At 34.9% G+C, this 14,788-nt stretch carries 16 protein-coding genes; 9 read left to right on the top strand and 7 right to left on the bottom strand.

Annotated elements, in window-relative coordinates; genetic code table 11:
• Position 1 precedes the first annotated feature (1 nt).
• On the bottom strand, positions 2-694 hold the full coding sequence (locus SKC36_RS01885; protein ID WP_459464248.1) for a hypothetical protein: 693 nt from the start codon (positions 692-694) through the stop codon (positions 2-4).
• Between the two features lie 62 nt (positions 695-756).
• Here SKC36_RS01885 and SKC36_RS01880 point away from each other — a divergent pair, with 62 nt between their 5' ends.
• Positions 757-1,968 carry a pyridoxal phosphate-dependent aminotransferase gene (locus SKC36_RS01880; protein ID WP_459464246.1) on the top strand — a complete coding sequence of 404 codons (1,212 nt, stop codon included), beginning with the start codon at positions 757-759 and terminating at the stop codon, positions 1,966-1,968.
• Positions 1,965-2,702 (top strand): queuosine precursor transporter, encoded by a 738-nt coding sequence (locus SKC36_RS01875; protein WP_459464244.1) that lies wholly within the window; start codon positions 1,965-1,967, stop codon positions 2,700-2,702. The genes SKC36_RS01880 and SKC36_RS01875 overlap by 4 nt, the downstream gene beginning before the upstream one ends.
• Here SKC36_RS01875 and SKC36_RS01870 read toward each other — a convergent pair.
• Positions 2,699-3,427: a TrmH family RNA methyltransferase gene (locus SKC36_RS01870; RefSeq protein WP_459464242.1), complete on the bottom strand. Its 729-nt coding sequence runs from the start codon at positions 3,425-3,427 to the stop codon at positions 2,699-2,701. The two genes, SKC36_RS01875 and SKC36_RS01870, sit on opposite strands and share 4 nt — an antisense overlap.
• 3 nt (positions 3,428-3,430) lie before the next feature.
• Between SKC36_RS01870 and tamL the strand changes: the two genes are divergently transcribed.
• Positions 3,431-5,713 carry a translocation and assembly module lipoprotein TamL gene (tamL, locus tag SKC36_RS01865; RefSeq protein WP_459464240.1) on the top strand — a complete coding sequence of 761 codons (2,283 nt, stop codon included), beginning with the start codon at positions 3,431-3,433 and terminating at the stop codon, positions 5,711-5,713.
• 1 nt (position 5,714) lies between these two features.
• Here tamL and SKC36_RS01860 read toward each other — a convergent pair whose 3' ends face one another.
• From SKC36_RS01860 to sucC, 5 genes are read right to left on the bottom strand one after another with little or no spacing between them, the layout of a single operon-like run.
• Positions 5,715-6,665 carry a transketolase family protein gene (locus SKC36_RS01860; RefSeq protein WP_459464238.1) on the bottom strand — a complete coding sequence of 317 codons (951 nt, stop codon included), beginning with the start codon at positions 6,663-6,665 and terminating at the stop codon, positions 5,715-5,717.
• Positions 6,666-6,674: 9 nt separating this feature from the next.
• Positions 6,675-7,532, bottom strand: coding sequence for a transketolase (locus tag SKC36_RS01855; RefSeq protein WP_459464236.1), 858 nt, complete (start codon positions 7,530-7,532; stop codon positions 6,675-6,677).
• A gap of 9 nt (positions 7,533-7,541) precedes the next feature.
• Entirely contained in the window at positions 7,542-7,988 is a 447-nt protein-coding gene (gene bcp, locus SKC36_RS01850) for a thioredoxin-dependent thiol peroxidase (protein WP_459464234.1), read from the bottom strand.
• Position 7,989: 1 nt separating this feature from the next.
• The gene (locus tag SKC36_RS01845) at positions 7,990-8,601 is read right to left on the bottom strand and encodes a fumarylacetoacetate hydrolase family protein (protein WP_459452834.1); all 612 of its coding nucleotides are present in this window, start codon (positions 8,599-8,601) and stop codon (positions 7,990-7,992) included.
• Positions 8,602-8,610: 9 nt separating this feature from the next.
• Positions 8,611-9,801, bottom strand: a complete 1,191-nt coding sequence (gene sucC, locus SKC36_RS01840) for an ADP-forming succinate--CoA ligase subunit beta (RefSeq protein ID WP_459452833.1) — start codon at positions 9,799-9,801, stop codon at positions 8,611-8,613.
• Positions 9,802-9,896: 95 nt separating this feature from the next.
• On the opposite strand from sucC, the gene SKC36_RS01835 reads away from it, so the two are divergent.
• The 6 genes from SKC36_RS01835 to secG are packed head-to-tail and all read left to right on the top strand — an operon-like array spanning position 9,897 to position 14,697.
• Positions 9,897-10,550 (top strand): ABC transporter ATP-binding protein, encoded by a 654-nt coding sequence (locus tag SKC36_RS01835; protein WP_459464232.1) that lies wholly within the window; start codon positions 9,897-9,899, stop codon positions 10,548-10,550.
• A 52-nt stretch (positions 10,551-10,602) separates the two neighbouring features.
• Positions 10,603-12,021: a tRNA (N6-isopentenyl adenosine(37)-C2)-methylthiotransferase MiaB gene (gene miaB / locus SKC36_RS01830; protein ID WP_459464230.1), complete on the top strand. Its 1,419-nt coding sequence runs from the start codon at positions 10,603-10,605 to the stop codon at positions 12,019-12,021.
• Position 12,022: 1 nt separating this feature from the next.
• Positions 12,023-13,333 carry a sigma-54 interaction domain-containing protein gene (locus SKC36_RS01825; RefSeq protein WP_459464227.1) on the top strand — a complete coding sequence of 437 codons (1,311 nt, stop codon included), beginning with the start codon at positions 12,023-12,025 and terminating at the stop codon, positions 13,331-13,333.
• Positions 13,311-13,817, top strand: a complete 507-nt coding sequence (locus SKC36_RS01820; RefSeq protein ID WP_459452829.1) for an LptE family protein — start codon at positions 13,311-13,313, stop codon at positions 13,815-13,817. The genes SKC36_RS01825 and SKC36_RS01820 overlap by 23 nt, the downstream gene beginning before the upstream one ends.
• A gap of 3 nt (positions 13,818-13,820) precedes the next feature.
• The gene (locus tag SKC36_RS01815; protein ID WP_459464225.1) at positions 13,821-14,363 is read left to right on the top strand and encodes a hypothetical protein; all 543 of its coding nucleotides are present in this window, start codon (positions 13,821-13,823) and stop codon (positions 14,361-14,363) included.
• Between the two features lie 7 nt (positions 14,364-14,370).
• A complete protein-coding gene (gene secG, locus SKC36_RS01810; protein WP_459452827.1) occupies positions 14,371-14,697 on the top strand; it encodes a preprotein translocase subunit SecG in 327 nt (108 codons plus the stop codon).
• Positions 14,698-14,788 lie beyond the last annotated feature (91 nt).

Below are 14,788 nucleotides of genomic sequence, written 5' to 3'. Positions count from 1 at the left end.
ACTATATCTTAATTATATGCAGAATAAAGAGTAAATCCGTTGTGATTAAAATCAATAACAAAATTAATAAATATACCTTCATATCGACTAATTCAGTCCAATTATTCGAGCTAAGAAAAGTAAAATAAGATGTTTCTTGATTACTTAGGATGAATTCTTTACTATCCTTTCCAATTTGAACCTTTTTGCTAATAGGTCTAAAAACCTGATTCCCACTACCCTCTGTTTTGTTTCTTTTCATTTCAGCATGGTGATGAAAATTCAATACTTCAGGATTTTCTAATAAACCTAAAAAGGATTCGATGGGAGTATTGGGAATCAAAGTCTCTTTACCGTCCAATTGAGCAGTAATTATTTCCAAGGATACAAAGGCTGCCGTATTCCTTTTCAAATCTTTACTAATTAAATTTTGGGCTTCTTGCCAGCGGTCTTTTGATTGAGTATAATTTTCAGGTACCCAATAACTTACTTTGACCGGTTCTGATAAGGAGATTGAGGTATTGGAAGGTTCTAAAAAGTATATGAATAGCCAGGAAAAGAGCAAAAATATACTTAACCTAGCCAATAATTTAAAAATAAATATTCCCGAAATGCGAAAAATACCTCGTGAATTACGCCAATACTTCCATAGTATTAATAGGTAAATACTTGAAAATAAACTCAATAGAATGATAAAAAGCTGGGTGAAATTCATTGAGTGTGCTTAAAAACAATTCAAAAGTAAATTACTATTTTTACAATTCTTATTTTTTTTCAATGGATATATTAAAAAGTAGCAGGTTAGAGCATTTGAAGTATGAAATCAGGGGACCTGTTTATGACAAAGCTTTGGCACTTCAGAACCAGGGTTATAAAATTACTTCACTCAATATAGGCAATCCTGCTGCATTTGGTTTTGAAACACCCGATGAAATAGTTCATGATATCATTGTAAATATCCGTAATGCACAAGGATATACTGATTCTCGAGGTTTATTTGCTGCCCGAAAGGCAGTTATGCAATATTATCAAAACAAGGGCGTCAAAAATATCCTAATTGAAGATATTTATATAGGAAATGGAGTTAGTGAATTAATTTCTTTGGTCATGATGGCTTTATTGAACCCTGATGATGAAGTTTTAATTCCATCGCCCGATTATCCATTATGGACTACCGTAGTAGGCTTAGCTGGAGGTAATTCCATACATTATGTATGTGATGAAACTTCAGATTGGCAGCCCGATTTAGCTGACATGGAAGCTAAAATTACAGATAAGTGCAGAGCCATTGTTTTGATTAACCCTAATAATCCTACCGGCGCTGTTTACTCCAAAGAAACAGTAGATAAAATTGTTCAATTGGCGATTAAACATAAGTTAATCCTATTTTCTGATGAAATATATGATAAGATTTTGTTTGATCAACATGAACATTATTCCGCCGCAGGATTAAGTGACGAAATCTTAATTGTTACCATGGGTGGATTATCTAAAAACTACCGGGCTGCCGGATTTCGTGGTGGATGGATGATATTAACAGGAGCAAAACATAAAGCCAAATCATACATTGAAGGACTTAATTTTCTGTTTAGTACTCGTTTATGCGCTAATGTAATTACTCAATTTGGTATTCAAACTGCTTTGGGTGGTTATCAATCCATTAATGATTTAGTTGCACCGGGTGGAAGGTTGTATAAACAAATGCAATTAGCTTACGAAAAATTAAATGCCATTGATGGTGTTTCTTGTGTCAAACCTAAAGGGGCATTATACCTCTTTCCCAAAATCGATTTAGGCAAATTCACCTTTGAGGATGATGAACACTTTGTGATGTCTTTATTGGAAGAGCAAAAAATCCTTGTGGTAGCTGGCCGAGGCTTTAATTTCAAACAAAGAGATCATTTTAGGATTGTGTTTTTACCTCATGTAGAGCAGCTTTCTTTAGCATTAGATAAGATTGCCTTGCATTTTGACAATTATAGAAGATGATTTTTAACCAATTTTCTCGAAAACAAAAGTTATTTATTTTCCTTTTTGGAATATTTTTAACCAATGCGATTATAGCCGAGATTATTGGAGTTAAAATTGTCAGCATTGAAAAATCTTTAGGTTTTTCGCCATTGGGATTATTAACTCCTTGGGGTGACAAGTGGGATTTTAATCAAACGGCTGGTGCATTAAATTGGCCAATTGTATTTATTACGTCTGATATAATCAATGATTATTTTGGAAAAAAAGGAGTTCGTTTCATATCCTATACGACTGCCCTATTTATTGCTTATTCATTCCTAATTATCTATTGGGCCACATTATTAGTTCCAGCCGATTTCTGGCTACAAGTAAATAATACCAATGGCTTTAATATCAATGATTCATTTGCTAGAATATTCAGGCAAGGTTTAGGCATTATAACAGGTTCATTGACTGCGTTTTTAGTTAGTCAAATGCTGGATGCCTTAGTATTTGAAAAAATTAAATCCAGAACAGGCCAAAAACACATTTGGCTGAGAGCAACAGGATCTACCCTAATCTCTCAGTTGATTGATAGTGTACTAGTTATTGGAATCGCCTTTTATTTCTTTGGAAATTGGAGTTTTGGTCAGTGGATGAATGTATCATTCAATAATTACCTCTACAAATTCATAATAGCCATTCTTTTTACGCCAATGCTATACCTGGCACACTACCTCATTGAGTTGTATTTACGACCTGAAAAAGATTAAATTCTTCTTAGTTGGTCTAATATAATACCTGTCGAAATAGCCACATTTAGAGATTCTGCTTCGCCAAAGCGAGGAATTGTGATTTTTTGTTGAATACTTGCACTAATTTCTGGTCTAATACCATGCGATTCACTTCCCATCACAATAAAAGCTTTGCTAGGGAAATGGAAATGATGCAGATTTTCCCCAGATAAATCCGCAGCAATTACCTCATGATTGGGATGAGATCTAAAGAAATCTAGTAAATCTACATAAATGCATTCTACCCGTTTAAATGAACCCATTGTGGCAGAAATAACCTTTGGATTGTAAAACTCTGTACAATCATTAGAACAAACGATTTGTTTCACACCATACCAATCACAAATCCGAATGATGGTACCTAAATTTCCTGGGTCCCTAACACCATCTAAAACCAATACAATATCATCTAATGTATTGAATTTAAGTGCTGATTTACTTTGAACTACCGCTAATCCGAATTGATTGATGGTTAAGGTACTTAACTTGGTTATATCCTCTTTAGGTACAAAATATATAGGAATCGATTTATTAGAAAATAGATGTTGATATTCGACGTTAACTACTAGAAATTCTACCTTAAAATCAGAATCCATTACTTCTTGTATACCTTTCTCTCCTTCCACCAAAAATAGTTCGTTCTCTAATCGTCCTTTTTTAGAATGTAGAGAATTAATTAACTTTATTTGTTTATTCGTTAGCATCATTTGAAATCTAGAAATATACTTATTGGATTCTTACTCACTCAGGCACTATTTTATTCCTGCACGGGTTATCGCCAATTTAAATTTTCGGAGTACAAAGTAAACCGAATCGACATTCAAGGTAATAAGTTAATCTCGAAAGAAGATTTAAGAACAAATATACCTGGTTTAAAGGAATCCTATGCTAGAATATTTTCACCGAAAGTATACGGATTCTTTGAAGTTAAGAGAAAATTAAAGGATTCTTTAGGTAAATCTCCCGCCTTTATACAATTTTTCAATACCCCCAATCCTAGCTTAAATAAAGCTTATTTAGAAGTTACCAAAGAGGCCATTTATAAATATTATCGAAATAATGGTTTTTTAAGAAATCAAGTCTCTTTGCATGTTGATACGATTAAAAAATCCGAAAAATTGGTCAACGTAACTTTTCACATTGATGAAAATGCCCTCAGCACCTTTTCTAAAAAAGATTCATTTTTAGTAGACAATCCTCAGTTAGGGAAGAAAATTGATGCCTATTATGCCAATGAAAGTGTTATTTCTAATAATGATCGACTAAACCTTGATTTATTAAAAAAGGAGAAAGAAAATATTACCCATTATTTAAAGAATAAGGGTTATTTTTATTTTTCCAATGAAGCTGTAGGCTTAAAGCTCAATGACTTACAGGATTCTAGCTTATTACGGGTGGGGATTATTTATAAAATACCAGATTTTAAAGAAGTCAACACCAATCGCCAATATGATCGCTTATTTCGTTTTGGCAAGGCTAGTTTTGTCAACAATCAATATACTGATTCCAGTAATTTGGGCATTTTAAATACAACTGCACTAAGTAGACTGGTTACCTTTAAGGAGGGTGATTTATATTCCGTAGATCAATTAAATCAAAGCCTTCAAAATATCTATGCATCTGATCAATTTAAATCAGTTTCTATCAAATTTGATACCTCCTCTACCCGTGTATTTCCTAAAGTAGAATTAGTTCCCAATGAAAAGTTTAATTTCTCATCTGAATTAGGTGGAAGTGTTTTTCGAGGAATTCCAGGTCCCTTTCTAACTAATTCATTTAAAGTTCGACGCGTCTTTTCTAGTTTGGATTATTTAGATTTTTCCGCTCGCATTGGTTTTGAAGCTCAGGCAGGATTCATCAATACTGATCAGGCAAGAAAAAACCTAGAGGTTAATCTTAGTACCACATTGAATTTCCCTAGATTGTTTTTACCAAGCAATATAAAACAACAATTGGGACCATTGTATGCTTCACAAACACAAATTGGCTTTGGCTATGACTATATCAATCGACCGGAATATTTAAGAACTAATTTTAAAATATTTCAGCGATATCAATGGCGAAAATCCCCTTTTAAAACTTTCCAATTTTCTTTGGTAGACCTCAATATATTAAACACCAATTATCCAGAAACCTCCACTGCAAGCGCCTTTAAAAGCTATTTGGAGGAATTACGCTTACAAGGAAACAATTTGTACCGAAGTTTTAATCCTAGTTTTGTCTCCAGTATACATTTTACTTATGCCTACCGCAGTTTCTTACCCAGTAATGAATTACAAACTGGTGAATCTTTTCAATTGGGCCTTGAATCTGGAGGAAGTACTTTGAACTTAATTGGATCCAAGAGGATTGCTTTTATTGAAAATATCTTGGGTAGTAATCAAAATATTCAATTTTATCGATTTGTACGGTTTAATTTCGACTACAGGAAATATAAGATGTTAGGCTTGAATCGAAAATCCCAATTAGCCTTTAAATTCATCGGTGGATTAGCGTATTCATATGGAGAAGAAAATGATTTTCAATTACCCTATGAGAAAAACTTCTTCATCGGGGGCCCTAGTAGTTTACGCGCATGGAAACCCCGTCGATTAGGTCCAGGTGCCTATAATGCTATTAGTAATTTAATTGAACAACCAGGTAGTATTTTATTGGAATCTTCAGTAGAATACCGTTTTAGGATGTTCCAGTTGTTTGGTACTATGAATGGTGCATTCTTTATTGACGCAGGAAATATCTGGACTTTTGCCAATTCTAAAGGTGAAAAAGATGGATACTTTGCCCTAGATAATTTTTACAATCAAATAGCGGTGGGTACAGGTTTTGGATTGCGATGGGATTTCTCGTATTTCCTTTTAAGATTAGATTTAGCCACCAAAGTAATCAATCCAGCAAAACCCCTAAATGAAAAATGGGTTCTCTCCAAGACTTCGTTTAGCAGTGGAGAAAACCCAATTGAATTCAATATAGGAATTGGTTATCCTTTTTAATTTATTTTCTTGCGATTGCTTTGATGGATTTCTCCACAATAGCCGCCGCATTTAAACCATATTTTTCCATTAGATCAGCAGGCTTACCTGATTCACCAAAAGAATCATTTACCCCGACAAATTCTTGAGGTGTAGGGTGATTTTGAGATAAAAATTGTGCAACGGAATCACCTAAACCACCATTTATTTGATGTTCTTCAGCTGTTACCACACAACCTGTTTTACTTATAGAGGCTAAAATAGCTGCTGTATCTAAAGGCTTAATGGTATGTATGTTCAAGACATCAGCTTTTATACCTTTTTCTTCTAGAATTTCGGCTGCCTGAATAGCTTCCCAGACAAGGTGTCCAGTAGCTAGAATAGTTACGTCGGTTCCTTCGATTAGATGAATGGCTTTACCAATTTCAAATTTTTGATCTTCAGGAGTAAATACTGGCACCACTGGACGGCCAAAACGTAAATAAACAGGACCTTCATATTCTGCAATGGCGATAGTAGCTGCTTTTGTCTGATTGTAATCACAAGGATTAATAACAACCATACCTGGCAACATCTTCATTAAGCCGATATCCTCTAATATTTGGTGAGTAGCACCATCCTCTCCTAGTGTTAGACCTGCATGTGAACAGCAAATTTTAACATTTTTACCTGAATAGGCTACCGACTGACGAATTTGATCATATACACGACCCGTTCCGAAATTGGCAAATGTAGTAGCAAAGGGAATGTATCCACCAATAGCTAAACCAGCTGAAATACCAATCATGTTAGCTTCAGCAATTCCTGTTTGGAAAAAACGCTCTGGACTATTTTTAATAAAAGCTTCCAATTTTAAGGAGCCAATTAAATCGGCACATAAAGCCACAACCTTAGGATTGTTTTGACTTAAATATTCCATTCCAGCTCCAAAGCCTGAACGAGTATCTTTTTTTGTTTCGTAAGTAAACTTCATTGTAAATTATTAATAGTCGCCTAAAGTTTCATTTAATTGTGCCAATGCATCAGCTAATTGCTGATCATTTGGAGCCACTCCGTGCCATTTATGACTGCCCATCATAAAATCAACCCCTGCTCCCATTTCAGTTTTCATCAATATCATGATTGGAGATCCTTGACCTAATAATGATTTAGCATGCGCCAAGGTATTGATAACCTCTTCCACGTCATTACCATCCATGCGCAATACCTGCCAACCAAAAGCCTTATATTTAGCTTCTAAATCACGGTTACTCATGACTTTCTCTGTTGGGCCGTCAATCTGTTGACCATTTTCATCTATAAAAGCGATTAGATTATCCACTTTATGATGTGGGGCATACATGGCTGCTTCCCAAACTTGACCTTCATTTTGTTCCCCATCTCCCATCAAGCAATAAACCGTTGAAGTGTCATTGGATAATTTTTTAGCCTGAGCAGTACCTATGGCCACACTTAAACCTTGTCCTAAGGAACCTGAAGCAATTCTAATTCCTTCTAAATGTTCATGTGGGGTTGGATGACCTTGCAATCTAGAATTTAATTGTCTGAATGTAGCCAGTTCTTTTACAGGAAAATAACCTCTTCTAGCTAAAACACTGTACATAACGGGAGAAATATGTCCATTGGAAAGGTAAAAGACATCTTCTTGATTACCTGACATATTGAAAACAACATTTCCATTGGCATCTTGAGCCAATTTCATGGCATTAAAATATAATCCTACCAATAAATCTGTACAACCTAATGACCCACCAGGGTGGCCTGACTGACAAGCATGAACCTGACGAAGAATATCTCGACGTACTTGGCTAGCTACATTTTTTAATTCTTGTGTTTGCATAAAAATATATTAGTGGATCTGTGACGTATGATTTTTGGTATCCACCTTGGCTATAATATCTGTAATAATTCCGTTTTCATCAATTAAAAAAGTGCTTCTGGCTGTTCCCATGTAAGATTTGCCGTACATAGACTTTTCTACCCAAACTCCATATTTATTTACTAATTCATGCTCAGTATCTGCTAAAAGAGAAAAATTTAACTGATACTTTTTCTTAAACTTAGTATGTGCAGCATTAGAATCAACACTTACACCAATCACGCGGTATCCTTTAGAGGATAAATAATCTAAATTTTCATTTAAATTACATGCTTGGGCAGTACATCCTGGAGTGTCATCTTTTGGATAAAAATATAAAACTACTTTTGTCCCTTTTAAGGCTGCTAAATCAACTAAATTACCATCAGAATCGATCATGCTGAATGCAGGAGCTGATTCACCTATTTGTAAACTCATATTAAGAGATGTTTAAATCAAATATTTTTTCGTCATACAAGAAGCCTCTCAATTTGTCTCCTATTTTCACAGGCCCTACCCCAGCAGGTGTTCCAGTAAAGATGTAATCACCTGTTTTAAGAGTAAAATATTGAGAAATATCGGCAATTAATTCACTAATATTCCAAATCATCAGATTGCTTTCACCTGATTGCACTGTACTACCATTGATGTCCAATCGGAAAGGGATAGATTGCTCTAATTCTCCTTCTCTCAATGGACGAATAGCTGAAACAAAGGCAGAACCATTAAAAGCTTTGGATTTCTCCCAAGGTAAGCCCTTTTCTTTTAGTTTAGCTTGTAAATCACGTGCTGTAAAATCAATGCCTAAACCAATGCCATCAATGTACTTGTAGGCAAATTTGGATTCAATATTCTTGCCCACTTTAGAAATACGAAATACCAATTCGATTTCATGGTGGACATCTTGTGAAAAACTCGGATAATAAAAATCCGAGTTTTGATCTAATAGCGCCGTGTCTGGCTTAAGAAATATGACAGGATCCTTCGGTTTCTCGTTAGATAATTCCTTGATATGATCTACATAATTTCTTCCTACACAGATAATTTTCATGTGAAAAAATTATTTCAATACTTCTGAAACCAATTTTGCTGCATCTTTTAATAATACCGCCGAAAATACTTTCAAGCCTGAATTATTGATAATGGCAGCACCTTCTTCTGCATTAGTACCTTGTAAACGTACAATGATAGGCACATTGATTTCTCCTATATTTTTATATGCTTCAACCACACCATTGGCAACACGGTCACAACGTACTATACCACCAAAGATGTTAATCAAAATAGCTTTTACATTAGGATCTTGTAAAATGATGCGGAAACCAGCTTCTACAGTTTTGGCATTCGCTCCACCCCCTACGTCAAGGAAGTTAGCGGGCTCACCACCAGATAATTTAATAATATCCATGGTCGCCATGGCTAAACCGGCACCGTTAACCATACAGCCAACGTTTCCGTCTAATTTAACGTAGTTTAAATCATTTTCAGACGCTTCTACTTCCAAAGGATCTTCTTCAGAAATATCGCGCAATACAGCTAAATCCTTATGACGATACAAAGCATTATCATCTAAATTAACCTTAGCATCAACTGCTAAAATTTTATCATCAGAGGTCTTTAGCACCGGGTTAATTTCAAACATGGAAGAATCTGTTTCCACATACGCTTTGTAAAGCGATTGAATAAATTTCACCATTTCTTTTAATGCTTGACCACTTAAGCCTAACATAAAAGCAATTTTACGTGCTTGAAAATCTTGTAAACCTACACGTGGGTCAATCCACTCTTTAATGATTTTTTCAGGACTATGCTCAGCAACCTCCTCTATATCCATTCCACCTTCTGTAGATGCCATGATTACATTGCATGCACGTCCACGATCTAATAAAATCGATAAATAGTATTCCTTAGGTTCTGAATCGCCAGGATAGTATACATCCTCACTAATTAAAACCTTGTTTACCTTTTTACCTTCAGGACCTGTTTGGTGTGTAATTAATTGCATTCCCAAAATTTGAGATACGCGCTCTTTTACTTCATCCATGTTCTTGGCAAGTTTTACTCCTCCCCCTTTTCCACGACCACCCGCATGAATCTGAGCCTTAACTACAAACCAACCTGTACCAGTTTGTGCTTTTAAAGCTTCAGCTGCTGAAGTAGCATCTTCCAACTTGTCAACAACAATACCCTCTTGAATCCTTACCCCGTAACTTTTTAAAATTTCTTTTGCTTGGTATTCGTGAATATTCATTTATCAAAATTTTTATTTCGTGAAATTACTATTTATTTGCCAAACTTTTAAAATCTTATTGTATCAAACGAATTTTCTAAAAAAAAGACAAAAAAATGTTAGAATTAAAAAATATTTCCAAATCCTATGGGACTCAATTAATTCTGGACAACATATCTTTTACCATCAACAACAATGAATTAATTTCCATTTTAGGTCCTTCTGGTTCAGGTAAAAGTACCTTACTTCAAATCATTGGTTTACTTACAAACTATAATTCAGGTGAAATCTACTTGGATGGAATTTCATATGCTAGTTTAAATGAACAAGAACAAAGTTTCTTCCGAAACAAAAAAATGGGATTCGTATTTCAATTTCATCATTTGTTAGGTGAATTCACCTGTGAAGAAAACATAAAATTCCCTCTTTACATTCGAGGTGGACAATTGACTGAAGAGGATGAAGAGTTCTATCAAAAGATTGTTCAAAAATTGGGGATCACTTCTATATTAAAAAAATTTCCAGGACAAATTTCAGGTGGAGAACAGCAACGGGTAGCTGTGGCAAGAGCTTTGATCAATCGTCCGAGCCTATTATTGGCAGATGAACCAACGGGAAATCTGGATAAAAATAATGCTGAGAATCTCTATGATTTGTTTTTAGAATTAAAGCAGGATTGGAATCAACGTATTATCATGGTTACGCATAACGAAGCCCTTACCTATCAATCAGATCAGGTAATTATTTTAAATTCTGGCAAGATTCAATAGGCATTGTCTGACAAAATGTCATAAATTTGTGAATTAATTCAATTATTAATTCATGCAAGATTTAAAAGTACTCTCACCAGAGGAGATAAAAGGATTGGATGAACCAAGAATTTCACCCAGCCAGCAGCAGACGGATTATTCGAAAAAAATCTATTTAGAGAGCTATGGCTGTCAAATGAATTTTGCTGATTCAGAAGTGGTGACGTCCATTTTAATGGAACAAGGTTATTCTACAACGTCTAATATTCAAGAAGCTGATACTATTTTATTAAATACCTGTGCCATTCGTGAAAACGCGGAACAGAAAATCCGTCATCGTTTACAAAGTTTTAAACCACTAAAGGCTAAGAATCCTCATCTAACAGTGGGTATTTTAGGGTGTATGGCGGAGCGTTTAAAAACAAAATTACTAGAGGAAGAAAAAATAGTTGATTTAGTGGCAGGGCCTGATGCATATCGAGATCTCCCTCGTTTATTAGAGGAAATTGAAGATGGCAATAAAGCAGTTAATGTATTTTTATCCAGAGAAGAAACCTATGGTAATATTGAACCTGTACGACTACATACCAATGGAGTAACGGCATTGGTAAGCATCATGCGTGGATGTAACAATATGTGTTCATTTTGTGTGGTTCCTTACACTAGAGGTCGAGAAAGATCTAGGGATTTACATTCAATATTGAAAGAATGCACCAATTTATTTGATTCTGGCTATCGAGAAGTAACACTTTTGGGGCAAAATGTAGATTCATATCACTGGCAAAATCCTGATACCAAAGAGACCATTAACTTTGCTCAACTATTAGAAAAAGTAGCTCAATTAACCCCTGAACTCCGCGTTAGGTTCTCTACCTCGCATCCCAAAGACATTACTGACGAGGTATTAAATACCATGGCAGCCTATGATAATATTTGTAAAAATATTCATCTTCCGGCGCAAAGTGGAAATAATAGAATTTTAGGATTAATGAACCGTACCTATACCCGCGAATGGTATTTGGATCGAATTAAAGCTATAAAGCGAATTTTAGGTGAATCATGTGGTATATCACATGACTTAATTGCCGGTTTCTGTTCTGAAACCGAAGAAGAGCATCAAGATACTTTAAGTTTATTAGAAGAGGTAAAATATGACTTTGGTTATATGTTTTCCTATTCAGAAAGACCAGGAACGCCGGCGGAAAAGAAATTGGCAGATGATGTTCCTGAAGAAATAAAAAAGAGAAGGTTACAAGAAATCATTGATTTACAAAGAATCCACTCTGCTTATAGAAATCAATTGATGTTAGGGACCATTCAACGTGTTTTGGTAGAAGGTGATTCAAAAAAATCAGCTGCTCATCATTTTGGAAGAACTGATAACAATAAAGTGGTTGTTTTTCCAAAAAAAGAAGAAATGAAAGGGAAATTTGTGGATGTTAAAATTACTCATTGTACCTCAGGAACCCTATTAGGTGAATTAATCAATTAATATGGAATCAAATCATCTGAATGCGATCAAAGCCCGTTTTGGGATAATAGGAAACTCCTCTGCCCTATTAAGAGCCATTTCTGTTGCTGAGCAAGTAGCTCCAACGGATATGACGGTATTAATCACGGGTGAAAGTGGATCAGGAAAAGAATCATTTTCAAAAATTATTCATTCCTTGTCGAAAAGAAAACATGGTCAATTCATTGCTGTTAACTGTGGAGCCATCCCAGAGGGGACTATTGATTCAGAATTGTTTGGTCATGAAAAAGGTTCATTTACAGGTGCCATTGAAGCTAGAAAGGGTTATTTTGAGGTAACTGATGGAGGCACTATTTTTCTAGATGAAATAGCTGAAATGCCTTTAGGTACACAAGCTAGGTTGTTGCGTGTCTTAGAAAATGGTGAATTTTATCGAGTGGGTTCTTCTAAAGTACAGAGAACCAACACGCGCGTAGTAGCTGCCACCAACGTTAACCTTCAGGATGCTATTTCCAGCGGTAAATTTAGAGAAGATTTATATTATAGACTTTGTACTGTACCTATCTACGTGCCACCTTTAAGAGAGCGTGGCGACGATATTGAATTGTTGTTTAGGAAATTCACTACAGATTTTTCTGAATTGCACCGAGTGAAACCAATTATGCTTACTCGAGAGGCAAAAGATTTACTACAAAAGCAGCGTTTCCCAGGAAATATTAGGCAGTTGAAAAATCTAGCTGAACAAATTTCTGTATTAGAGGTCGGTGATCGGATTGTAGATGATTCCAAGCTGCAGTATTATTTGGAATTTAATGAGCCCAAAATCAATTCTTCGGTGATTAAAGGAGACTTTTTTACCAGTCCAGAAGGAATTAATGAAAGGGAAATTCTCTATAAAATTCTATTTGATTTAAAAAGAGACGTAACTGAATTAAAAAAAATATTGTTGAAAGTTATTGAATCTGGTAATGCTAATGCCTACGATATTATTTCAAACAATATGTCGATTTTTGAAGACATCAAACCTGAATTTACTGACCTACAAAAGAATTTAGCGCTTCCTTCTACCCCAAGTGCGGTTGAAGTAAGCCCTAACCCCATTGAAATACATCCTATTAGTAATTCCACAATAGAAGAAGATGTTAATTTCGAAGATGTCAGTGCGCAAGTACAGGATGTAACTTTATCTTTGGAGAAGCAAGAAAAGGAAATTATTATTCGTGCTTTGAAGAAAAATAGAAATAAGCGTAAATATGCGGCTAAAGATTTAGGGATTTCAGAAAGAACCTTATATCGAAAAATTAAACAATATGATTTGGAAGATATTGCCTAAATTGGCTTGGATACTATGTTGCGTGCCCTTATTGAGTGGATGTTATAGTTTCAAAGGAGCTAGTCTTTCTCCAGAACTTAAAACCATTCAAATAAGTAACATTCGCATGGAAACGGCTGGTGGTCCTGCCAATTTAAGTTTGGATGTAAATGAGCGTTTAAAGGAATATTTTCAGCGAAATACTTCATTAAAATTAACCAGTCAAGCACCCGATTTATTACTAGAAGGAACTATTGTAGGTTATGAATTAAGTCCTCAAGCACCTACTTCTGATGATAAGGCCGGATTAAACCGATTAACATTAAGAATTCAATTTAGATTGACCAATCGTTTGGATGAGAATAAAAACTTCGATCAAGAGTTTTCATTTTATCAGGACTTTCCTCAGAATCAGACTCTGAATCAAGTTGAAAAGACATTGATTCCTAAACTATTGGATCAAATAATCTTAGATTTATTTAACAAAATAGCGGGAGATTGGTAAGCGATGGAAAATAAGGCACAGGATTTATGGTTTCTCTTAAATAAAATTGATCGAAGAAATTCGAGTCTTCAGCATTCATTTGATGGGGATAAAGAAGCATTCCCCTATTTTTATTTATTGTTTTGGAATGAAAAATTCAATCCTAATCACCAAAAGAAAATAGCCTTAATGTCTTCTTCGAGAAAGCAATATTTTGAATCCATTTTTGACATAGAGGAATTGGCTTCTCCTTATTTGGAAAAAGATATTTTTAAAACGGCCATACCAGATGTCAAGGAGCAATTACAAGTAATCGATGACTTTTTACAAAATCTACCTAGCATTGCTCGTCCTAAAAAGAATTCAAATGATACAGATACTGACATATTGGATTTAGCAGAACTAAAAAATGCTACCCCTATTTCAGAAACTTTTGCCAAAATTCTCGAAAGACAAGAGAAATACGAAAGAGCGATTGAGATGTATGAAAAATTAAGTTTGATTAAACCTGAAAAAAGCCCTTACTTTGCAGCTCGAATTTCCGAATTGAAACATAAATTAAATTAAATAAACAATGTTCACCGTATTAATTTCACTTATAGTATTATTTTCTGCACTTTTAATCATCTTGATTTTGGTTCAAAATCCAAAAGGTGGTGGTATTAGTGGGGAGTTTTCATCTGCAGGTGCCACTCAAATGTTTGGTGTTCAAAAAACAGGTGATTTAGTAGAACAATTAACTTGGGGATTTTCAATTGGTATTTTGGTATTAGTTTTATTGACCAATTTTACTCTATCCTCAGGAACTACCGATGCCACACAGTCAGTTAACGTAGAAAAAGCTGCCGGTAAAACTTTACCAGCTGCCCCTGCTCCTAGCCCTGCTGCACCAGCAAAATAAGTATACTGACAAGAATTGTCGACATACTGACAATTTTACAGCTTATATTTTTTGGCACACATCATGCTGATAAATGGAAAGTCCTTAGATG

This window comes from Aquirufa sp. OSTEICH-129A (assembly GCF_054558355.1).
The sequence above is the reverse complement of the archived record's forward strand: the minus strand, read 5'-3'. Positions and strand labels throughout refer to the sequence as shown.